Annotated in this window: 16 protein-coding genes and 3 rRNA genes; 3 read left to right on the forward strand and 16 right to left on the reverse strand. The window is 68.1% G+C overall.

Annotated elements, in window-relative coordinates; genetic code table 11:
- The first annotated feature begins 261 nt into the window (after nt 1-261).
- Entirely contained in the window at nt 262-1,038 is a 777-nt protein-coding gene (locus PSQ21_RS13790; RefSeq protein ID WP_097870937.1) for an ECF subfamily RNA polymerase sigma factor, BldN family, read from the forward strand.
- A 210-nt stretch (nt 1,039-1,248) separates the two neighbouring features.
- Complete coding sequence (locus PSQ21_RS13795) at nt 1,249-2,460, forward strand: DUF5667 domain-containing protein (RefSeq protein ID WP_274030804.1); 1,212 nt, start codon at nt 1,249-1,251, stop codon at nt 2,458-2,460.
- An 85-nt stretch (nt 2,461-2,545) separates the two neighbouring features.
- Here the strand turns inward: PSQ21_RS13795 and PSQ21_RS13800 are convergent, their stop codons facing one another.
- The 16 genes from PSQ21_RS13800 to PSQ21_RS13875 form a co-directional block, all read right to left on the reverse strand.
- Nucleotides 2,546-3,625, reverse strand: coding sequence for a lysophospholipid acyltransferase family protein (locus PSQ21_RS13800; protein WP_274030805.1), 1,080 nt, complete (start codon nt 3,623-3,625; stop codon nt 2,546-2,548).
- A 15-nt stretch (nt 3,626-3,640) separates the two neighbouring features.
- Nucleotides 3,641-4,729 carry an NAD-dependent epimerase/dehydratase family protein gene (locus tag PSQ21_RS13805; protein WP_274030806.1) on the reverse strand — a complete coding sequence of 363 codons (1,089 nt, stop codon included), beginning with the start codon at nt 4,727-4,729 and terminating at the stop codon, nt 3,641-3,643.
- A 180-nt stretch (nt 4,730-4,909) separates the two neighbouring features.
- Nucleotides 4,910-5,008, reverse strand: a complete 99-nt coding sequence (locus PSQ21_RS13810; protein WP_003948845.1) for a 30S ribosomal protein bS22 — start codon at nt 5,006-5,008, stop codon at nt 4,910-4,912.
- A 110-nt stretch (nt 5,009-5,118) separates the two neighbouring features.
- A complete protein-coding gene (locus tag PSQ21_RS13815; protein ID WP_003968329.1) occupies nt 5,119-5,331 on the reverse strand; it encodes a helix-turn-helix domain-containing protein in 213 nt (70 codons plus the stop codon).
- 129 nt (nt 5,332-5,460) lie between these two features.
- A complete protein-coding gene (locus tag PSQ21_RS13820; RefSeq protein ID WP_274030807.1) occupies nt 5,461-6,276 on the reverse strand; it encodes a phosphatase in 816 nt (271 codons plus the stop codon).
- A 101-nt stretch (nt 6,277-6,377) separates the two neighbouring features.
- A complete protein-coding gene (locus PSQ21_RS13825) occupies nt 6,378-7,550 on the reverse strand; it encodes an acetoin utilization protein AcuC (protein ID WP_274030808.1) in 1,173 nt (390 codons plus the stop codon).
- Nucleotides 7,519-8,715 carry an MFS transporter gene (locus PSQ21_RS13830; RefSeq protein ID WP_274030809.1) on the reverse strand — a complete coding sequence of 399 codons (1,197 nt, stop codon included), beginning with the start codon at nt 8,713-8,715 and terminating at the stop codon, nt 7,519-7,521. Before PSQ21_RS13830 ends, PSQ21_RS13825 begins: the two co-directional genes overlap by 32 nt.
- 50 nt (nt 8,716-8,765) lie before the next feature.
- Nucleotides 8,766-9,410 carry an HAD family hydrolase gene (locus PSQ21_RS13835; RefSeq protein WP_274030810.1) on the reverse strand — a complete coding sequence of 215 codons (645 nt, stop codon included), beginning with the start codon at nt 9,408-9,410 and terminating at the stop codon, nt 8,766-8,768.
- Nucleotides 9,411-9,481: 71 nt separating this feature from the next.
- Nucleotides 9,482-9,598: ribosomal RNA gene (rrf, locus tag PSQ21_RS13840) — 5S ribosomal RNA — on the reverse strand.
- 78 nt (nt 9,599-9,676) lie between these two features.
- Nucleotides 9,677-12,801, reverse strand: a 23S ribosomal RNA gene (locus PSQ21_RS13845).
- A gap of 304 nt (nt 12,802-13,105) precedes the next feature.
- Nucleotides 13,106-14,631: ribosomal RNA gene (locus tag PSQ21_RS13850) — 16S ribosomal RNA — on the reverse strand.
- The 16S, 23S and 5S rRNA genes sit together here, the layout of an rRNA operon.
- A 751-nt stretch (nt 14,632-15,382) precedes the next feature.
- Complete coding sequence (gene proC, locus PSQ21_RS13855) at nt 15,383-16,192, reverse strand: pyrroline-5-carboxylate reductase (protein WP_274030811.1); 810 nt, start codon at nt 16,190-16,192, stop codon at nt 15,383-15,385.
- Nucleotides 16,193-16,300: 108 nt separating this feature from the next.
- Nucleotides 16,301-17,086, reverse strand: coding sequence for an ABC transporter permease (locus PSQ21_RS13860; protein WP_274030812.1), 786 nt, complete (start codon nt 17,084-17,086; stop codon nt 16,301-16,303).
- Nucleotides 17,083-17,937 carry an ABC transporter ATP-binding protein gene (locus PSQ21_RS13865; protein WP_274030814.1) on the reverse strand — a complete coding sequence of 285 codons (855 nt, stop codon included), beginning with the start codon at nt 17,935-17,937 and terminating at the stop codon, nt 17,083-17,085. The genes PSQ21_RS13860 and PSQ21_RS13865 overlap by 4 nt, the downstream gene beginning before the upstream one ends.
- Before the next feature lie 127 nt (nt 17,938-18,064).
- Nucleotides 18,065-18,595 carry a hypothetical protein gene (locus PSQ21_RS13870; RefSeq protein WP_274030815.1) on the reverse strand — a complete coding sequence of 177 codons (531 nt, stop codon included), beginning with the start codon at nt 18,593-18,595 and terminating at the stop codon, nt 18,065-18,067.
- A gap of 44 nt (nt 18,596-18,639) precedes the next feature.
- Nucleotides 18,640-18,996: an SH3 domain-containing protein gene (locus tag PSQ21_RS13875; protein WP_274030816.1), complete on the reverse strand. Its 357-nt coding sequence runs from the start codon at nt 18,994-18,996 to the stop codon at nt 18,640-18,642.
- Nucleotides 18,997-19,128: 132 nt separating this feature from the next.
- On the opposite strand from PSQ21_RS13875, the gene PSQ21_RS13880 reads away from it, so the two are divergent.
- Complete coding sequence (locus tag PSQ21_RS13880) at nt 19,129-21,306, forward strand: protein kinase domain-containing protein (protein WP_274035757.1); 2,178 nt, start codon at nt 19,129-19,131, stop codon at nt 21,304-21,306.
- Nucleotides 21,307-21,447 lie beyond the last annotated feature (141 nt).

The following is a 21,447-nucleotide window of genomic DNA, read 5'->3' on the forward strand; positions in this document are numbered from 1 at the left end:
GGATCGCCCGGGCCCTGCCACAACCCGTCGCCCCCGTAGACAGATCACGAAGTAATCCGATCAATAAACGGTCACCATGTGCTACTTGATACGTCACTTGGCGATAAGAGAAGCGACGGAACCGGTGATTTAGACAACTGGGTGTAGCGCTGCCTGCACGAAGCGTTATTCTCCTCAGACGCATCACGGAGACCGCCACTCGCCACCACGGGTGACGTTTTTCGAACTGCTCGTGATGGAAGCTCTGCCTCTGGGAGTCCCGTGTACCCACACGTCGGGGTTGACGCCTCGGGCCTGGCTACGCTGCGTGCATCGGTCATTGACCGCTTGCGCGGCTTCGTCCCCACCGCGTACGCCGTCCCCGCATTTGCCACCCCTGCACCTGCCGGCCCTTGCTACGCCCTGGCCGAACGCGGTGCGGCGGTCGGAAGACGCAGCACCCGCGCGGCCTCGACCACGTCGACCGTCCGCCGTCCCACCGCCGACAGCGACAGCGCGCGCATGATGGATCTCGTCGAGCGCGCGCAGGCCGGTGAGGCGGACGCCTTCGGCCGCCTGTACGACCAGTACAGCGACACCGTGTACCGGTACATCTACTACCGCGTGGGCGGCAAGGCGACCGCGGAGGACCTCACCAGCGAGACCTTCCTCCGCGCGCTGCGCCGCATCTCCACGTTCACCTGGCAGGGCCGCGATTTCGGCGCCTGGCTGGTCACGATCGCTCGCAACCTGGTCGCCGACCACTTCAAATCCAGTCGTTTCCGACTGGAAGTGACCACCGGCGAAATGCTCGACGCCAACGAGGTGGCGCGCAGCCCCGAGGACTCCGTCCTGGAGTCCCTCTCCAACGCCGCACTGCTCCAGGCCGTGCGGCGACTCAACCCCCAGCAGCAGGAGTGCGTGACCCTGCGGTTCCTCCAAGGCCTCTCGGTCGCCGAGACCGCGCGGGTGATGGGCAAGAACGAGGGCGCGATCAAGACCCTCCAGTACCGGGCCGTACGGACGCTCGCCCGGCTCCTGCCGGACGACGCCCGCTGATCGACCTCTGCGTGACCGTCCCGTCACGCACTGGTCCGATCATCTTTCGTGCGTAACCCAAGTGCCGAGCGCCTCGTTGTGCCGGTTGCAGGCCCCCTGTCGTCGCCCCCTGTCCGTCTCCACTCACTCCATCGAGTGGAAACGCTCAAGGTGTGCAACCTTCCGGACCGCCAGGGGAGTCGACCGTCATGACGAGAGGAGGTGCCGCCAGTGATCGCAAACGTTTCGGCACACCGGCGGGCGAACGCCTTCGCCCAGGCCCTGGAAGAGCAGACCCTCCAGGGTGCGGCGGCCGTACAGCCCGCGGAACCGGCCGACCAGGCCGACCGCGGACCGCTGTTGGCCCTGGCGAACGGCCTCGGTGAGCTACCGAAGCCGCAGTTGGACCCCGAGGTCAAAGTGGCGCAGCGAGCCCAGCTCGTCGCGGCCATGGAAACCATGTTCGCCGAGGGCGGCGCGTCCACGGGCCCTACGGTGCCCGTGCAACGGGGCAAGGGGGCCCACCGGGCCTCACCACTGCGGAGACTGCGACCCCGCTCACGCTGGGCGAAGGGGCTCACTGCCGGCGGGCTCACCGTCGGCGTGGCCGCGGGAGCGTTCGGCGGCGTGGCCGCCGCCAGCTCCGACGCCCTCCCCGGTGATTCGCTCTACGGACTGAAGCGCGGGATGGAGGACATCAGCCTCGGCATGGCCAAGGGCGACGCCGACCGCGGCGAGGTCTATCTCGACCAGGCCTCCACCCGGCTCAGCGAGGCCCGCAGACTGATGGAGCGCGGCCGGTCCGGCGCACTCGACCACGAATCCCTCGGCGCCGTCAGACGCGCGCTCAACGGCATGTCCCACGACGCCTCCGAGGGCCACCGCCTGCTCCACTCCGCCTACCGGCGCGACGGAGCGATCGGCCCCATCCAGGCCCTCGACACCTTCTCCCGCTCGCACCGCGACGCCTGGAGCAGCCTCCGCGACCGGCTGCCCGTCCAGCTCACCGACGTCCGCGACGAGGTCAGCTCCGTCTTCGAGGCCATAGAGGACGAAGTCGCACCGCTCCAGTCCCTCCTCCCCCGCCCCCCGGGCACGAGTAAGGGCACCGGACGCTCCGACGCCACCACACCGGACACCGGCTCGCCCCGGACCGACGCCCCCGCACCCTCCACCGCACCCGGGGAGCCCGGGGGCCGGGCCGACGGCAGCACCACCCCCGAGCCCTCCGGCTCGTCGGGCTCCGCCGACGCCACGCCGGAGGACGGTCTGCTGGGCGGCGGTACGGACGGCCTGCTGGACGACCTCCCGGCGGACGGCCTCACCCCGTCCTCCCCCGAAGACCGGCCCAGCGCACCCGCCGCTCCGGACATCACCCTGCCCCCGCTCCTCCCGGGGCTCCTGCCCGGCCTCGGCATCGACGGCGAGAACCTCAAGCCGTAGACCGACGGGCCCGACGCACACGAAGCAACAGGGGGGCCGGTACGCGATCCGCGTACCGGCCCCCCTCTCGTCGCGGCTCAGCAGGTCAGAAGAACACCGACCGCCGCTGCACCAACAGCTTGTACAGCGTGTGCTGGATCTGCTCACGCACCTGGTCCGTCAGGTTGAACATCAGCATCGGGTCCTCCGCCGCCTCCGGCGGATACCCGTCCGTCGGAATCGGCTCCCCGAACTGGATCGTCCACTTCGTCGGCAGCGGCAGCGCGCCCAGCGGCCCCAGCCACGGGAACGTCGGCGTGATCGGGAAGTACGGGAAACCCAGCAGCCGGGCCAGCGTCTTCGCGTTCCCGATCATCGGGTAGATCTCCTCCGCCCCCACGATCGAGCACGGCACGATCGGCGCACCCGCCCGCAGCGCCGTCGACACGAACCCGCCGCGGCCGAAGCGCTGAAGCTTGTAACGCTCGCCGAACGGCTTGCCGATGCCCTTGAAACCCTCCGGCATCACCCCGACGATCTCGCCCATCTCCAGCAGCCGCTGCGCGTCCTCGGCACAGGCCAGCGTGTGCCCCGCCTTGCGCGCCAGCTCGTTGACGACCGGCAGATGGAAGACCAGATCGGCGGCGAGCAGCCGCAGATGCCGGTCCGCCGGATGGTTGTCGTGCACCGCGACCTGGAGCATGAGCCCGTCCAGCGGCAGCGTCCCGGAGTGGTTGGCCACGATGAGGGCCCCGCCGTCCGACGGGATGTTCTCGATGCCCTTCACCTCGACCCGGAAGTACGTGTCGGCCAGCGGCCGCAGCACCGACATCAGGACCTGGTCGGTGAGTTCCCGGTCGTAACCGAACTCGTCGACGTCGTAATCACCGGTGACCCGCCGCCGCAGGAACGCGAGCCCGCCCGCGATCCGCCGCTCCCAGCCGCCCGTCGGTGAGCCGCCCGCGTCCACGTCCACCGCGTCCCTACCGGGCTGCCCGGGCTCCTGGCCCCCCTCTTCCCCCGCCTCGGGGACCTGCGCCCCCGGCAGGGCGCTCACCGGAGCCGCGGAGCCGTCGCCCCGGCCGCCGCCGGGACCGCCCGCCCCGGTCCGGCGCCGCGCCGGACGCGACGCGCCACCGGACCGCGAACGGTCGTCGTCGAACGGAATGACCTTGGCGTCCGCCATCGTCGGTGCGCTCCTCTACCTGGCGCCGTGAGTCGTCTGTACCGCACCGGACCCGCGCTCCCGCGGCCCGGCGCCTCCCGGAAGCGGCAGCGCCGCCAGCCGGTCCACCGCCCTGCCCACCGTCTCCGGCGGCAGCAGCCCCGGCCCCCGGCCCCGCGCGAACTCCGCGAACGTCTCCGCCGTGGTGAACCCCGGCCGGAAACCGAGGGTCTCGCGCATCTGCACCGTCGAGACCACCCTGCCATGGGTGAGCAGCCGGATCTGTTCCGGCGAGAAGTCGGTCATGCCGATCGTACGGAGCGCCGAGCCGACCCATGTGACGGCGGGCAGCAGCACCGGCACCGTCGGCTTCCCCAGCCGCCGCGAGCACTGCGACAGCAGCAGCACCCCGTCGCCGGCGATGTTGAACGTGCCGCTGTTCAGCGTCCCGCGCCGGGGCTCGTTCGCCGCGACCCCCAGGACGTCGATCACATCGTCCTCGTGCACGAACTGGAGCCGGGGGTCGTAGCCGAAGACGGTCGGCAGGACGGGCAGCGACAGATAGTCGGCGAGCGGCGAGTCCGGCCGGGGCCCCAGGATGTTGGCGAACCGCAGCACGCACACCGCCACGTCCGGCCGGCGGCGGGCGAAGCCCCGTACGTACCCCTCGACCTCCACCGCGTCCTTCGCGAATCCGCCGCTGGGCAGTGACTTGGGCGGGGTGGTCTCGGTGAACACGGCGGGATCACGGGGCGCCGACCCGTACACGCTCGTACTGGACTTCACCACGAGCCGCCGCACCGCCGGGGACTTCTGGCAGGCGCCGAGCAGCTGCATGGTGCCGATGACGTTGGTCTCCTTGATCGCCGTCCGGCCGCCGGCGCCCAGCGCCTTGCCGGAGACGTCCAGGTGCACGACCGTGTCGACGGCGTGTTCGGCGAGGATCCGCGCCAGGGCGGACTGCCGGATGTCCGCGCGCACGAACTCCGCGTCGCCCAGCTCGTGGGCCGGCGCGACCGCGTCGACGGCGATCACCCGGTCCACCCCGGGCTCACGCTGGACACGCCGGACGAAGCGGCCCCCCAGCTGCCTGGCCGCTCCTGTGACGAGCACGACCTTTCCCAAGACCAGCGCCTTCCGTCGGCCCGGGAAGCCTGGCCCGGCTCCCCTGCTTCCCGCGGTAACTTCCCTGGCCGTCACCGTAGCGGGTGGACGCCGCCCTGTGACGACCTCGTGCTCCGAAACGCACCGCAGCCCCTCCACCGGAACGGCGGAGAGGCTGCGGATCTCACGAACTGCGTTCGCTTACTTCTTGTTGCGACGCTGAACGCGCGTGCGCTTGAGCAGCTTGCGGTGCTTCTTCTTGGCCATCCGCTTGCGCCGCTTCTTGATAACAGAGCCCACGACTACCCTCGCTCACTTCATTTTCACTGGTGCGGGGCGTCTGGGCCCACACGACCTACGTCGGCCTAGCCTACCCGCCACTGTCCGAGGGACGTAATCCGCAGGCAGGCTCAGGCTGATTCCACCCCCACGAAGGACTCGCGGAGATACGCGTGAACCGCTTGCTCCGGCACCCGGAAGGACCTGCCCACCCGGATCGCCGGCAGATGACCGCTGTGCACCAAGCGGTACACGGTCATCTTCGACACTCGCATGACCGAGGCGACTTCCGCCACGGTCAGAAACTTGACCTCGTTAAGAGGCCTCTCGCTGCCAGCAGCCATGACCCACCTGTACCTTCCGCACCGGACGCGCACCGGCTTCCCCTCCGGTGACTCTTCGTCGCTGTGCGCTCACTCCACAGATTAGGGGCGCGTGATGCGAGTGGGGAAGAGGAGAGACAGCCGACGGGCCTACGGCGACAGACGGGCCCGATGGAGCACATAGCGCGTCAACGGCCGGTAGAACGGCGCCCGTACGCCGTCGTCGAGCGGAACGACGACGGACACCCGCCCCTCGGCCTCCCCCACGAACAGCGCCGGATCATCCGTGTCCGCCGGCCCGATCGCCTCGATACCCAGCTGACCTGCGCCGCAGACCCAGCCGTGATCCCCGATCACCAACTCCGGCAGCACCCCGAGCCGCTCCACAGCGTCCTGGAGCGCGAGCCGCACCGGAAGCGGCGAATGCGTGTGCGCGCCGATCTCACCCCCCGTGGGCCGTCCCCCCGGCTCGCGCACGAGGGCGACACCCCGTACGTAGTCGAGGTTGTACGTGCGTACGCCAAACCGGGTCGTTATGTCGACACATCTCCCCTGCGCGGGGGTGAGAACGGGACAGCCCGCCGCCGACAGAGCGTCTGCCAGCCCGGCGTAGAAACCGAGCAGCCGGTGTGGATGACCGGTCCCCAGCAGCACCGGAGCCCTTCGCCCGGCCACCACCGCCAGCCGCTCGGCGAACGCGTCCAGCGCGGCCACCGTCCGCTCGGGATCGATCGCGTCGGGACCGCTCACGTGCGCGGGATCCGCCGAGACCCCACAGCGGTCCGCCATCAGCCGCAACAGCTCGCCCTCGCCCCAGGCCCGGTCGGGCGCGAGCCCCAGCATCACCCGCGGATCCCGCGCCGCGAACAGCCGGTAGCTCCGCAGACTGGTCTCGCGCGAAGTGGCCACGGGCCCGGCCAGCCGGGCCGCCAGCAGATGGGCGCGCAGCGCCCCGGTGCTCAACACCCCTGGGATGCTGCCGTACCGCGGAGTCCCGGCGGGCGGGAATCCCGTTACACACCACCGTTGGCGTAACGCACGGCACAATGCCCCGCGCCGCCCGGAGCTCAGGTCAGCAGCCCCCGCAGCGGGAACGCCGCCTTCCGGGACGCCAGCACCGCCTGGTCCAGCCGGTCCGCCGGGTCGTACCCGTCCTCCCAGCTCTTCCACGACGGCGTACGCCCGTCCGTCATCCTGCCCGGCCCCAACTGCCGTGTACGGGCGTAGACGAGATCGCGCCAGGACGGCGGCACCACCGACTCCGGATCGACGGGAGCGTGCGCCGCGATCCCGACGAGATGCGTCCACGACCGGGGCACCACATCCACCACCGCGTACCCGCCGCCGCCGAGCGCCACCCACCGCCCGCCGTCCGTGTACCGGTGCGCCAGCTCGTGGCAGGACTCCATGACCGACCGCTGCGCGTCCAGGGACACCGCGAGGTGGGCGAGCGGATCCTCGAAGTGCGTGTCGGCCCCGTGCTGGGTGACGAGCACCTGGGGGCGGAAGTCGGCCAGCAGCTCGGGCACCACCGCGTGGAACGCCCGCAGCCATCCGGCGTCCCCGGTCCCGGCCGGCAGCGCCACGTTGACCGCGGCCCCCTCCCCCGCCCCGGAACCGGTCTCCTCCGGCCACCCGGTCTGCGGAAAGAGGGTCCTCGGGTGCTCGTGCAGCGAGATCGTCAGCACCCGCGGGTCCTCCCAGAACGCGGCCTGCACCCCGTCCCCGTGGTGGACGTCCACATCGACGTACGCCACCCGCTCGGCGCCCAGCTCCAGCAGCCGGGCGATGGCGAGGGCGGGGTCGTTGTAGACGCAGAACCCGGCGGCCGCCCCGGGCATGGCGTGGTGCAGCCCGCCGGTGAAGTTCACCGCGTGCTCGCACGCACCCCGCCACACAGCCTCGGCCGCGCCCACCGACAGCCCGGCGATCAGCGCGGACGCCTCGTGCATCCCCGCGAACGCCGGATCGTCCACGGTCCCGAGCCCGTACTCCTGGTCGGCGGCGCGCGGGTCCGCGGAGGCGGCCCGCACCGCGGCCACGTAGTCCTCGCGGTGCACGAGCCGCAGGGTCGAGTCCCCGGCGGCCTTCGCCGACCGCAGATCCACCGCCCCGTCGAGCCCGAACGCCCGCACCAGCCCCATCGTCAGGGCCAGCCGGACCGGGTCCATGGGGTGCGTCTCCCCGAAGTCGTATCCCGTGACTGCGTCATCCCACATCAGCTGTGTGCGGCCGCTCATGCCCGCCACCGTATCGGGCGGGCCCCGGCCCGAACGCGCGGGCATACACGAGCGTCGTCAGCACCAGGACCATCGGTACGAGCATGGCCCCGCGATAGCTCCACGCATCCCCCAGAGCTCCCACGAGCGGCGAACCCACCAGGAACCCGACATAGTTGAAGATGTTCAGCCGGGCCACGGCCGCGTCGCTGTTCCCCGGGAACATCCGCCCGGCCGCCGCGAAGGTCTGCGGCACGATCACGCAGAGCCCGAACCCGAGCATCGTGAAGCCGAGCATCCCCACCCCGGGCCCGGGCGCCGCCGCCACGACCGCGAACCCGCCGGCCGCCAGCAGGCTCCCGCCCCGCACGACGGCGACCGCCCCGAACCGCCGCACCCCGAGGTCCCCCACGGCCCGCCCCAGCAGGGTCGTCACCATGTAGACGTTGTACGGGACCGTCGCGAGCTGCTCCGAACCGCCGAGCACGTCCTGGAGGTACTTGGCACTCCAGTTGGAGACGGTCGAGTCCCCGATGTACGCGAAGCTCATGACGAGGCACAGCGGCAGCAACAGCCGGAACGACACGGCCCCGCCGGCGGGGCCCGGCTCCGTCTCCTTCGCCCCCCTGCCCTCCGTGTACCACCGGCTCCCGACCAGCGCTGCGGGCAACAGCACCACGACGACGGACAGGTAGGACACGAGCAACGACAGATCCCACCGCGCCCCGACCCACGCCAGGGACGCCCCCGCGATCCCGCCGAGGCTGTAGGCGGCGTGGAAGCCGAGCATGATGCTGCGCCCGTACGCCCGTTGGAGGCTGACGCCCAGCATGTTCATCGAGGCGTCCAGCGCCCCGACGGCCAGCCCGAAGACGCCGAGCGCGACGGCGACGTGCCACACCTCCCGCCCCGCGCCCACCCCGAGCAGGGCGAGCAGGACCAGGGGCTGGGCCCACCGCAGAACGGCACCGGGCCGCACCCGCGCGACCACCTTCTCGGTGGCCACGCTGCCGGCCCCCGCCAGGATCGGGACAGCGGCGAGGAAGACGGGCAGCAGCCCGTCGGATATCCCGTACTGGTCCTGAACGGCGGGGATACGCGTCACCAGAAGGGCGAAGGCCACCCCTTGAACGCCGAAGCTCAACCCCAGGGAAGCCCTGCCGTGCCGCAAGCCCGCATCCGTCATGGCCGCGAGCGTAGAGCCGGGCTCCCCCCAGGGGTAGACGGATCAACGGATCAGGCGAGCAGTCCGGGAAGCTGAGCCATGTCGGAGAAGTGCCCGGTCACTCCGACGAGCCGGTCGGCGGGCATCATCGACGTGAACCCGTACACGTCCATCCCCGCGGCGCGGGCCGCCTCGACACCGAGCGGGCTGTCCTCGATGACGACGCACCTCTCCGGAGCGACGCCCATCCGCTCGGCGGCGTACAGGAACAGGTCCGGTGCCGGCTTGCCCCGCCCGACATCCTCCGAGCTGAAGATCCACTCCTCCTCGAACCACTGGTCGATCCCCGTCCTGCGGTGCGCGACACGGATCCGCTCGTGGCCCCCGGAGGAGGCGACGCAGTAGTCCACCCCGTCAGCGACAAGCTTCCCGAGCAGTTCCTCGACCCCGTCGACCATGACGAGCTCCCGCTGGAACGCGGCGAACGTACGGGTGTTGAGCGTGGAGTCGAAGTCCTCGGGCAGCTTCTGCCCCGTCCTCTCCTCGACGAGATCGTGGACCCGGTGCACGGCGGACCCCATGTAGTCACGGAGCGATTCGTCGTACGAGGTGGGGTGACCGAGTTCGGTCAGGTAGCCGGCGAGGACGGTGTTGGCGAGCGGCTCACTGTCGACGAGCACACCATCGTTGTCGAAGATGACCAGTTCGTAGCGCATGGTTCGACCCTAGACGCTCAGAACGCAGAAAAGCCCCGTGCCACAAGGCACGGGGCTTTCCCGGAAAAATTGTTCGGCGGCGTCCTACTCTCCCACAGGGTCCCCCCTGCAGTACCATCGGCGCTGAAAGGCTTAGCTTCCGGGTTCGGAATGTAACCGGGCGTTTCCCTAACGCAATGACCACCGAAACACTATGAAATTAACCAACACCGGAGAAAACACGGCCGTTCGTTATTTCAGAACTAACACAGTGGACGCGAGCAACTGAGGACAAGCCCTCGGCCTATTAGTACCAGTCAGCTCCACCCGTTACCGGGCTTCCACATCTGGCCTATCAACCCAGTCGTCTACTGGGAGCCTTAACCCTTCAAGAGGGTGGGAATACTCATCTCGAAGCAGGCTTCCCGCTTAGATGCTTTCAGCGGTTATCCTTTCCGAACGTAGCCAACCAGCCATGCCCTTGGCAGGACAACTGGCACACCAGAGGTTCGTCCGTCCCGGTCCTCTCGTACTAGGGACAGCCCTTCTCAATATTCCTACGCGCGCAGCGGATAGGGACCGAACTGTCTCACGACGTTCTAAACCCAGCTCGCGTACCGCTTTAATGGGCGAACAGCCCAACCCTTGGGACCGACTCCAGCCCCAGGATGCGACGAGCCGACATCGAGGTGCCAAACCATCCCGTCGATATGGACTCTTGGGGAAGATCAGCCTGTTATCCCCGGGGTACCTTTTATCCGTTGAGCGACAGCGCTTCCACAAGCCACTGCCGGATCACTAGTCCCGACTTTCGTCCCTGCTCGACCCGTCGGTCTCACAGTCAAGCTCCCTTGTGCACTTACACTCAACACCTGATTGCCAACCAGGCTGAGGGAACCTTTGGGCGCCTCCGTTACTCTTTAGGAGGCAACCGCCCCAGTTAAACTACCCATCAGACACTGTCCCTGATCCGGATCACGGACCCAGGTTAGACATCCAGCACGACCAGAGTGGTATTTCAACGACGACTCCACAACCACTGGCGTGGCCGCTTCACAGTCTCCCACCTATCCTACACAAGCCGAACCGAACACCAATATCAAACTATAGTAAAGGTCCCGGGGTCTTTCCGTCCTGCTGCGCGAAACGAGCATCTTTACTCGTAGTGCAATTTCACCGGGCCTATGGTTGAGACAGTCGAGAAGTCGTTACGCCATTCGTGCAGGTCGGAACTTACCCGACAAGGAATTTCGCTACCTTAGGATGGTTATAGTTACCACCGCCGTTTACTGGCGCTTAAGTTCTCAGCTTCGCCGCTCCGAAAAGCAGCTAACCGGTCCCCTTAACGTTCCAGCACCGGGCAGGCGTCAGTCCGTATACATCGCCTTACGGCTTCGCACGGACCTGTGTTTTTAGTAAACAGTCGCTTCTCGCTGGTCTCTGCGGCCACCCCCAGCTCAAGCAGCAAGTGCTATCACCAGTGATGGCCCCCCTTCTCCCGAAGTTACGGGGGCATTTTGCCGAGTTCCTTAACCATAGTTCACCCGAACGCCTCGGTATTCTCTACCTGACCACCTGAGTCGGTTTAGGGTACGGGCCGCCATGAAACTCGCTAGAGGCTTTTCTCGACAGCATAGGATCATCCACTTCACCACAATCGGCTCGGCATCAGGTCTCACCCTTAACGTGTGACGGATTTACCTACCACACGGGCTACACCCTTACCCCGGGACAACCACCGCCCGGGCTGGACTACCTTCCTGCGTCACCCCATCGCTTACCTACTACAAGTCTGGTTCATCGGCTCCACCACTACCCTCAACTCCGAAGAGATCGGGCCGGCTTCACGGACTTAGCATCGCCTGATTCAGTACTGGGCGTTTCAAAGCGGGTACCGGAATATCAACCGGTTGTCCATCGACTACGCCTGTCGGCCTCGCCTTAGGTCCCGACTTACCCTGGGCAGATCAGCTTGACCCAGGAACCCTTAGTCAATCGGCGCACACGTTTCTCACGTGTGTATCGCTACTCATGCCTGCATTCTCACTCGTGAACCGTCCACAACTCGCTTCCGCGGCTGCTTCACCCGGCACACGACGCTCCCCTACCCATCCATACGGGCGTTGACCCTATGTGTATGAATGACACGACTTCGGCGGTACGCTTGAGCCCCGCTACATTGTCGGCGCGGAATCACTTGACCAGTGAGCTATTACGCACTCTTTCAAGGGTGGCTGCTTCTAAGCCAACCTCCTGGTTGTCTCTGCGACTCCACATCCTTTCCCACTTAGCGTACGCTTAGGGGCCTTAGTCGATGCTCTGGGCTGTTTCCCTCTCGACCATGGAGCTTATCCCCCACAGTCTCACTGCCGTGCTCTCACTTACCGGCATTCGGAGTTTGGCTAAGGTCAGTAACCCGGTAGGGCCCATCGCCTATCCAGTGCTCTACCTCCGGCAAGAAACACACGACGCTGCACCTAAATGCATTTCGGGGAGAACCAGCTATCACGGAGTTTGATTGGCCTTTCACCCCTAACCACAGGTCATCCCCCAGGTTTTCAACCCTGGTGGGTTCGGTCCTCCACGAAGTCTTACCTCCGCTTCAACCTGCCCATGGCTAGATCACTCCGCTTCGGGTCTAGAGCGTGCAACTCAAACGCCCTGTTCGGACTCGCTTTCGCTACGGCTTCCCCACACGGGTTAACCTCGCTACACACCGCTAACTCGCAGGCTCATTCTTCAAAAGGCACGCAGTCACGACTGACAGCACAAGTGCTGCCAGCGACGCTCCCACGGCTTGTAGGCACACGGTTTCAGGTACTATTTCACTCCGCTCCCGCGGTACTTTTCACCATTCCCTCACGGTACTATCCGCTATCGGTCACCAGGGAATATTTAGGCTTAGCGGGTGGTCCCGCCAGATTCACACGGGATTTCTCGGGCCCCGTGCTACTTGGGTGTCTCTCAAACGAGCCGTTGATGTTTCAGCTACGGGGGTCTTACCCTCTACGCCGGACCTTTCGCATGTCCTTCGCCTACACCAACGGTTTCTGACTCGTCTCACAGCCGGCAGACTATGAAAGAGAGATCCCACAACCCCGCATGCGCAACCCCTGCCGGGTATCACACGCATACGGTTTGGCCTCATCCAGTTTCGCTCGCCACTACTCCCGGAATCACGGTTGTTTTCTCTTCCTGAGGGTACTGAGATGTTTCACTTCCCCTCGTTCCCTCCACACTGCCTATGTGTTCAGCAGCGGGTGACAGCCCATGACGACTGCCGGGTTTCCCCATTCGGAAACCCCCGGATCAAAGCTTGGTTGACAGCTCCCCGGGGACTATCGTGGCCTCCCACGTCCTTCATCGGTTCCTGGTGCCAAGGCATCCACCGTGCGCCCTTAAAAACTTGGCCACAGATGCTCGCGTCCACTGTGCAGTTCTCAAACAACGACCAGCCACCCATCACCCCACCCAAACAGGGCGAGTTCACTGGGGCCGGCAACCGAAGGCAGCCTTTACGGCCATACCCTCAGACACCCAACAACGTGCCCGGCACAACCGATCTCTCACCACGTTCCACGCCCCGAAGAGCAGTACTAGCTGTGATCAACCTGTCGTGCCGAATAGTCAACGTTCCACCCATGAGCAACCAGCACCGAACATTCGCCGGTGTACTGGCCTCTGACCAAGCGGACTTGGTAAGAAGTGCTCCTTAGAAAGGAGGTGATCCAGCCGCACCTTCCGGTACGGCTACCTTGTTACGACTTCGTCCCAATCGCCAGTCCCACCTTCGACAGCTCCCTCCCACAAGGGGTTGGGCCACCGGCTTCGGGTGTTACCGACTTTCGTGACGTGACGGGCGGTGTGTACAAGGCCCGGGAACGTATTCACCGCAGCAATGCTGATCTGCGATTACTAGCAACTCCGACTTCATGGGGTCGAGTTGCAGACCCCAATCCGAACTGAGACCGGCTTTTTGAGATTCGCTCCGCCTCGCGGCATCGCAGCTCATTGTACCGGCCATTGTAGCACGTGTGCAGCCCAAGACATAAGGGGCATGATGACTTGACGTCGTCCCCACCTTCCTCCGAGTTGACCCCGGCAGTCTCCTGTGAGTCCCCATCACCCCGAAGGGCATGCTGGCAACACAGAACAAGGGTTGCGCTCGTTGCGGGACTTAACCCAACATCTCACGACACGAGCTGACGACAGCCATGCACCACCTGTATACCGACCACAAGGGGGGCACCATCTCTGATGCTTTCCGGTATATGTCAAGCCTTGGTAAGGTTCTTCGCGTTGCGTCGAATTAAGCCACATGCTCCGCTGCTTGTGCGGGCCCCCGTCAATTCCTTTGAGTTTTAGCCTTGCGGCCGTACTCCCCAGGCGGGGAACTTAATGCGTTAGCTGCGGCACCGACGACGTGGAATGTCGCCAACACCTAGTTCCCAACGTTTACGGCGTGGACTACCAGGGTATCTAATCCTGTTCGCTCCCCACGCTTTCGCTCCTCAGCGTCAGTAATGGCCCAGAGATCCGCCTTCGCCACCGGTGTTCCTCCTGATATCTGCGCATTTCACCGCTACACCAGGAATTCCGATCTCCCCTACCACACTCTAGCTAGCCCGTATCGAATGCAGACCCGGGGTTAAGCCCCGGGCTTTCACATCCGACGTGACAAGCCGCCTACGAGCTCTTTACGCCCAATAATTCCGGACAACGCTTGCGCCCTACGTATTACCGCGGCTGCTGGCACGTAGTTAGCCGGCGCTTCTTCTGCAGGTACCGTCACTTTCGCTTCTTCCCTGCTGAAAGAGGTTTACAACCCGAAGGCCGTCATCCCTCACGCGGCGTCGCTGCATCAGGCTTTCGCCCATTGTGCAATATTCCCCACTGCTGCCTCCCGTAGGAGTCTGGGCCGTGTCTCAGTCCCAGTGTGGCCGGTCGCCCTCTCAGGCCGGCTACCCGTCGTCGCCTTGGTAGGCCATTACCCCACCAACAAGCTGATAGGCCGCGGGCTCATCCTTCACCGCCGGAGCTTTTAACCCCGTCCCATGCGGGACAGAGTGTTATCCGGTATTAGACCCCGTTTCCAGGGCTTGTCCCAGAGTGAAGGGCAGATTGCCCACGTGTTACTCACCCGTTCGCCACTAATCCACCCCGAAGGGCTTCATCGTTCGACTTGCATGTGTTAAGCACGCCGCCAGCGTTCGTCCTGAGCCAGGATCAAACTCTCCGTGAATGTTTACCCGTGATCGGGTGCACACATCACGAGAGCGGAACAACCGGTCGGAATAAGACCCGTTGTTCTCAGCGTCCTCGCTGTGTTCTTGCCTGCCGCCACCCACAAGGGGTGGAACGACAGGGCTTTCAAAGGAACCACCAACCTGCCGTAGCAGGCCGGGGTATCAACATATCTGGCGTTGACTTTTGGCACGCTGTTGAGTTCTCAAGGAACGGACGCTTCCTTCGGTCCCGTATCACCGGGGCCCTCCGGGCGCTTCCCTTCGTTTACTGCTTTGTCTTGCTGTCTTGCGTTTCCGACTCTATCAGACTCTTTCGTGTCCGATTCCCGGTCGAAGCGGGCCTTGCGTTTCGCATCTCGCCTTCCGGTTCTTCGCTTTCGCGTTTTCCCTTTCGGCGAGTCCGACTCTATCAGATCCTTTCGGGCCTGATTCCCAGTCAGCGGGGTTTGTCTTCCCGGCTGTTGGGCCGTTCCGACGAGTGAGACTTTAGCGGATTCCTGCCCCCCGACGCTAATCGGGGTGCGTTCCTTCGAACGCGGATTCCTCATTTCGCGCAGGCACACGAAAAGGCATGCGACACGAGGTCGCGTCCTGTCGTGGTTACTGCGGAATGGCTGTCCGGGGACCGACCGGGGTCGGCGCTCACGTCGGACAACTCGGAGCACACTACGGATGTGTCCGGAGTGTGTCAACCCCCGGCCGGTGGTGCCGGAGGGCCGGGGGCGGGCGGTGGGCCTGGGCTGATCGTCAGCCGTTGCCGGCGGCCAGTTCGCGGCTGCGGTCCCGGGCTGCCTCCAGGGCGGCGATGAGGGCCGCGCGCACCCCGTGGTTCTCCAGTTCACGGATGGCGCTGATGGTCGTGCCGGCCGGGCTGGTGACGGCCTCGCGGAGCTTGACCGGGTGTTCGCCACTGTCCCGGAGCATCACGGCCGCACCGATCGCGGCCTGGACGATGAGGTCGTGGGCCTGGGCGCGGGGCAGGCCGAGCAGGATGCCCGCGTCGGTCATGGCCTCGACCAGGAAGTAGAAGTACGCGGGGCCGGAGCCGGAGAGGGCGGTCGCCGCGTCCTGCTGGGACTCCGGGACGCGCAGGGTCTTGCCGACACCGCCGAAGATCTCCTCGGCGGTGGCGAGATGCGCGCCGGTGGCGTGGCTGCCGCCCGAGATGACGGACATGCCCTCGTCGACGAGGACCGGGGTGTTGGGCATGACCCGCACGACCGGGGTGTCCGGGGTGAGCCGGTCCTCGATGAACGCGGTGGTGATGCCGGCCGCGGCGCTGATGACCAGACGGTCGGCGGTGACGTGCGGTGCGAGTTCGTCCAGGAGCTTGCCCATGTCCTGCGGCTTGACCGCGAGGATGAGGATGTCGGCGTGTCCGGCCGCCTCCGCGTTGGTGACGGAGTCGACCCCGTACCGCGTGTGCAGTTCCTGGGCACGGTCGCCGCGGCGGGTGGTCACCAGGAGGTCGGCCGGTCGCCAGCCCGCCCGGATCATCCCGCTGAGCAGGGCCTCGCCGATCTTGCCGGTGCCGAGGACTGCGACTGTCTGGGTCATGCGTTCACCCTCCGGGCGGTGCTGGGCTGTGCTCCGTGCGGTGCTCTGTGCCGTGCGCTGTGGTCTGGTTCGGGCCTTCTTCGCTCCGTCATCCTCGCATCGGGGTTCTCACGGCGTACGGCGGCGGAGGGTGATCGCGCCGAGGCAGAGGACCAGGACGGCGGTGCCGGCGACCACGGCGATGTCGCGGACGAAGTCGCCGGTGATGTCGGGGTGGTGGAGGACCTGGTTCATGCCGTCGACCGCGTACGACATGGGCAGGACGTTCGAGATCGCCTCCAGGACGGGGTGCATCGCCTCGCGCGGGGTGAACAGGCCGCACAGCAGGAGCTGGGGGAAGATCACCGCCGGCATGAACTGGACCGCCTGGAACTCCGACGCGGCGAACGCGGAGACGAACAGGCCGAGCGCGGTGCCGAGCAGTGCGTCGAGCAGGGCGACCAGGAGCAGCAGCCAGGGCGAGCCGGTGACGTCCAGGCCGAGCAGCCAGATGGAGACGGCCGTGGCGAGCGCCGACTGGAGAACCGCGACCGCGCCGAAGGCGAGGGCGTAGCCCGCGATCAGGTCGCCCTTGCCGAGCGGGAGCGCGAGGAGGCGCTCCAGGGTGCCCGAGGTGCGTTCGCGCAGGGTGGCGATCGAGGTCACCAGGAACATCGTGATCAGCGGGAAGATGCCGAGGAGGGAGGCGCCGGTCGCGTCGAAGGTCCCGGCCGCGCCGTCGAAGACGTAACGGAGCAGGGTGATCAGCAGGACCGGGACGATCACGAGGAGCGCGATCGTGCGGGGGTCGTGGGTCAGCTGGCGCAGGACGCGGCCGGCGGTGGCGGTCGTGCGTGACGGGGTGAGCGGGCGGGCGGGAGCGCCCTCGGTCGCGGGCGGGGCGGTGGCCGTCATCGGGAGGCCTCCTCCTGGGTGGGGGGCGAGGTGGGGGGCGTGGCCGTGTCGGCCGGGTGCCTGGCGGGCTGGTGCTCGTCGACTAGGTGGAGGAACGCGTCCTCGACGGTCTCCGTGCCGGTGCGGCGGCGCAGTGCGTCGGGGGTGTCCTCGGCCAGGATCCGGCCGTCCCGCATCAGGAGGAGGCGGTGGCAGCGCTCGGCCTCGTCCATGACGTGGGAGGAGATGAGGAGTGCGGTGGAGCGGTCGGCGGCCAGGCGGTGGAAGAGGTCCCAGAGGTCGCGGCGGAGTACGGGGTCGAGCCCGACGGTCGGTTCGTCCAGGACCAGCAGCTCCGGGGTGCCGAGGAGGGCGACGGCCAGTGAGACGCGGCTGCGCTGGCCGCCGGAGAGCGCACCGGCGAGGGCGTCGGCGTGGCTGGTGAGGTCGACGTCCCCGATGGCGCGGGTGACGGCGTCGCGGCGGGCGGCGCGGTGGGCGCGGCCGGGGTACAGGACGGCGGCGAAGTAGTCGAGGTTCTGCCGGACGGTGAGGTCGGTGTAGACGGAGGGCGCCTGGGTGACGTAGCCGACGCGGCTGCGGAGTGCGGGGTCGCCCGCCGGGCGGCCGAGGACGTCGAGGCTGCCGGTGGCCCTGGCCTGGGTGCCGACCACGGTGCGCATGAGGGTGGTCTTGCCGCAGCCCGAGGGGCCGAGGAGGCCGGTGATGCTGCCGGGGCGGACGGTGAAGTCGAGGGCGCGCAGGACGGTGCGGTCGCCGCGGACGACGGTGAGGCCGCGGGCTTCGATCGCCGGGGGCGGTGGGTGTGCCGGGGGCTCGGCCGGCGCCGCCCCGGGTTCGTAATTCATCATGTGATGAATTCTTCGCCCGGTCGGGCCGCCCGTCAAGGGGTGGGGGCGTCAGGGAACGACTCAGCCCGCCGACGGGGCGTCGGCGGGCTGGTGAGTCCTCGGTCGTGCGTCGGGCGGGCGGCGGCCCTCAGCCGCGCTTCGGCCGCTTGCGGCCGGAGGTCCTGCGGGCCGCCGGGTTGCCGGTGCGGCTCGATCGGCGCTTCTCGAACTGGACGAGGGCCTTCTCGTACTCGGTGCGGCGCAGCTTCTCGCCCGGGGCCTCGGTGAGCGAGCGGACGAAGTAGGCGAGGAGCGAGCCGATGAAGCCGATCGACTTCAGTCCGCGCAGGGAGTCCTCGCGCGCCGGGTCCTTCGGGCGGGCGGCGAAGCCCTCCCAGGTCTTGCGGAACGCGATGGCGCTGCAGATGGAGAACATCGCGATCACCAGCACCCCGACGAGACTCCCGACCTCCGCGATCTCCAGCCCCTGGTAGGCGAAGCGCAGGAGGAAGCAGGCGGCCACGGCGGCGGCCAGCGAGCCGACGGCGACGCCGACGCGCCGGAGGCCGTAACCGCCGTCGTGGTCGACCCACGTCGTGCCGAAGAAGCGGATGGGCTCGGGCCGCGGGCCCGGGGCCGTGGCGGGCGGGGTGCCGGGGGCTGCGCTGTTCTCGCTCACGGGGTCGATTATCCCCGTAGCCCCCGGTCGCCCCTGCGGACGCGTCAGTCGCAGCGCGGTGCGATGTAGCCGTCACGCCCCGTATAGACGTAGGCGTCCGCGACGAACTGGCCGTTGGCGATGTTGTCCCAGAGGTTCGACGTGCCGTACGGACCGGTGACCCGCTCCCCCGGCTTCTGGCAGTAGATCGGGATCTTCTGTCCGTACGGCAGGGTCCTGACGATGCGGTAACTGGTACCGGGACCGGTCCGGACGTTCACCCGGTAGCCCGGGGCGATCGGATAGCGGGTGCCGGTCGCGGTGGTCTCCACCGTCACCTCGGCTTCCGCCGTGGCCGTCGCCCCCTCCGGCCCGTCCACCTCGTTCCGCGTGTGCTCCGCGGTGTGCTCTTCAACGTCCATATGTGCCTCCCCCGTTGAGAAACGCGTACGCGCGACGCGCATGACGCGCAGGCTAGCAAGCCCCGTGCCTCTCGCACGCACCATCGACTAGGCTCCGTGCGTCGCATGCGCACGAACACACGGGGGTGGGCGATGCCGCCGCTGCGAGAGCCCGGAGCGCATCCGGAAGCGGAGTTTCCGCGTTACGCCGGCACCTACCGTCTTGAGGCCCGTCTCGGCTCGGGCGGCATGGGGGTCGTGCATCTGGCGCGCTCGGCTTCGGGGATGCAGCTCGCGGTGAAGGTGGTGCACGCGCCGTACGCGGCGGATCCCGATTTCAGGGCGCGGTTCCGGCAGGAAGTGGCGGCCGCGCGGCGGGTGAGCGGGGCGTTCACGGCGCCCGTCGTCGACGCCGACCCGGAGGCCGGGCGGCCCTGGATGGCCACTCTCTACATTCCCGGGCCCACGCTCGCCGAGCAGGTGAGGCGGAGCGGCCCGATGGCCCCCGCCGAGCTGCGCAGGCTGACCGCCGGGCTGGCCGAGGCGCTGCGGGACATCCATCGGGCGGGCGTGGTGCACCGCGATCTGAAGCCGAGCAACGTGCTGCTGACCGACGGCGGCCCCAAGGTCATCGACTTCGGGATCTCCCGGCCGTACGACAGTGATCTGCGCACCGAGACCGGCAAGCTGATCGGCTCACCGCCCTATATGGCTCCGGAGCAGTTCCAGCGGCCGCGTGAGGTCGGGCCGCCGGTCGACGTGTTCGCGCTGGGGGCCGTGATCGTCCACGCGGCGACGGGCCGGGGCCCGTTCGACTCGGACAGTCCGTACATCGTGGCGTACCAGGTGGTGCACGACCAGCCGGACCTCGGCGGGGTGCCGGAGGACCTCGCGCCGCTGGTCGCCCGGTGCCTGGCGAAGGACCCGGCCGACCGGCCCACGCCGGGCGAGGTGATGGAGGCGCTGCTGCCGCCGTCGTACGAGGCCGAGGCGTTCGTACCGGCGCAGCGGCGGCGGGCGGTGGTCGCGGCGGCGGTGCCGGCGGCGGGGGAGCGGGACGGTTCGGAGGCGGACACGCATGTGCGCCCGGCGCCCGTGGTGCGTCGTCGGCGGCTGCCGCGCGTGCGGCGACTCGTGGCGGCGGCGCTGCTTCTGCTGGTGGCGGGGGCAGGCGCGGGGGCGTACGCGGTGTGGGGCGGCGGCGGTACGGACGCGAGCCGCCCGGAGTCGGAACGCGCGGGCGCCGGGGGTGGGGAGGGCGACGCCGCCGTCACCCCGTGGCGTACGGCGTTGCGGACCTCCGGCAACGCCACGCCCGTCTGTTCCAGCGCCGGGGCGGGGGGTGCGCTGTACTGCTCGGCGGCCGGGGCCGGCACGGCCAGGATCGATCCGGCGGACGGGCGCGTGCTGTGGTCGGCCCCGTCCTCCTCGTCGCGGGCGGCCGCCCACGCTCCGATCGTCTCGGGCGGGGTCGTGCTCGCCGCCGGCCCGGACGGGAAGCTGCGCGCGTTCGATCCGGTGAAGGGCACCGCCGTCCGGGACCCCGCGCTGTCCGCCCGTCCCGGTGGCGCGTTCCCGGCGGGCGACACCCTGCTGGCCGTCGCCGACGACGGCACGGTGACGGCGCTGGACGGTGCGAGCGGGGCGCCCCGGTGGAAGGGTCCGCTGGCGAAGCACACCCGGCCCGACTTCGCCCTGTACGACGGGACTTCCGGACTCGCCTACGCCTTCGAGCACGCGCCCTCCGGGGCGTCGACCCTGGTCACGGCGGTGGACGCCGTGAGCGGGCGGGTGTCCTGGCAGCGGCGGCTGGACGGCGTCCTCACTCCGGTCGGCACGGCCGGGGCGGGGGAGCTGGTGCTGACGGCGATGGACGAGAACTCGGACACGGCCGAGCTGGTCCGGTACGCGCCCGGGACCGGCGGGTCCGCCCGGGTGCCGCTGCCGTTCACCTTGGACGGGCCGCAGGTGGTCATGGCCGGCGACGTCGCGTATCTGCTGGCGCGGGGCGGGTCGCTGCTCGCCGTCGACACCGCGGCGGGCGGTGCGGAGGCCGAGCTGTGGCGGTTGGAGACCGGGGTGGGGCGGACTTCCGCTCCGGTGCTCGGGGAGGGCGGGCACCTGTACTTCTCCGCCGCGGACGGGCGGCTGCTGGCCGTCGACACGGGCCGGGGTGCGCTGCTGGGGCAGACCCGGGCGCGGCTGAGCGGCGGGAAGCTGTCGTACGCGTCCGGCCTGCCCGCCCCGGTGGCGGCGGGGCGGACGGTCGTGGGGACGGCGCCGGACGGGTCGGTCTTCGCGGTGGACGGGGCGGATCCGGGGAGCTGGTGAGGGCCCGGTTCCACCGTCGGGGCCGGGGGCTCTGTCCCGGACCCCGCTCCTCGATCGCCGGAGGGGCGGGAGTGGGCCGTCCGGAGCCCCGGGCGTTACCCAAGGGCTCCGGGGCGGCCGGCCCGGAGCCCCTGAGCAGGA

The organism is Streptomyces sp. MMBL 11-1, assembly GCF_028622875.1.
Lineage (GTDB): Bacteria > Actinomycetota > Actinomycetes > Streptomycetales > Streptomycetaceae > Streptomyces.

Coding starts and splice junctions, on each gene's coding strand:
- PSQ21_RS13800 (WP_274030805.1), bottom strand. CDS start 3,625: ATGGCGGACGCCAAGGTCATTCCGTTCGACGACGACCGTTCGCGGTCC.
- PSQ21_RS13815 (WP_003968329.1), bottom strand. CDS start 5,331: ATGGCTGCTGGCAGCGAGAGGCCTCTTAACGAGGTCAAGTTTCTGACC.
- PSQ21_RS13825 (WP_274030808.1), bottom strand. CDS start 7,550: ATGAGCGGCCGCACACAGCTGATGTGGGATGACGCAGTCACGGGATAC.
- PSQ21_RS13830 (WP_274030809.1), bottom strand. CDS start 8,715: ATGACGGATGCGGGCTTGCGGCACGGCAGGGCTTCCCTGGGGTTGAGC.
- PSQ21_RS13835 (WP_274030810.1), bottom strand. CDS start 9,410: ATGCGCTACGAACTGGTCATCTTCGACAACGATGGTGTGCTCGTCGAC.
- proC (WP_274030811.1), bottom strand. CDS start 16,192: ATGACCCAGACAGTCGCAGTCCTCGGCACCGGCAAGATCGGCGAGGCC.
- PSQ21_RS13860 (WP_274030812.1), bottom strand. CDS start 17,086: ATGACGGCCACCGCCCCGCCCGCGACCGAGGGCGCTCCCGCCCGCCCG.
- PSQ21_RS13865 (WP_274030814.1), bottom strand. CDS start 17,937: ATGATGAATTACGAACCCGGGGCGGCGCCGGCCGAGCCCCCGGCACAC.
- PSQ21_RS13875 (WP_274030816.1), bottom strand. CDS start 18,996: ATGGACGTTGAAGAGCACACCGCGGAGCACACGCGGAACGAGGTGGAC.
- PSQ21_RS13880 (WP_274035757.1), top strand. CDS start 19,129: ATGCCGCCGCTGCGAGAGCCCGGAGCGCATCCGGAAGCGGAGTTTCCG.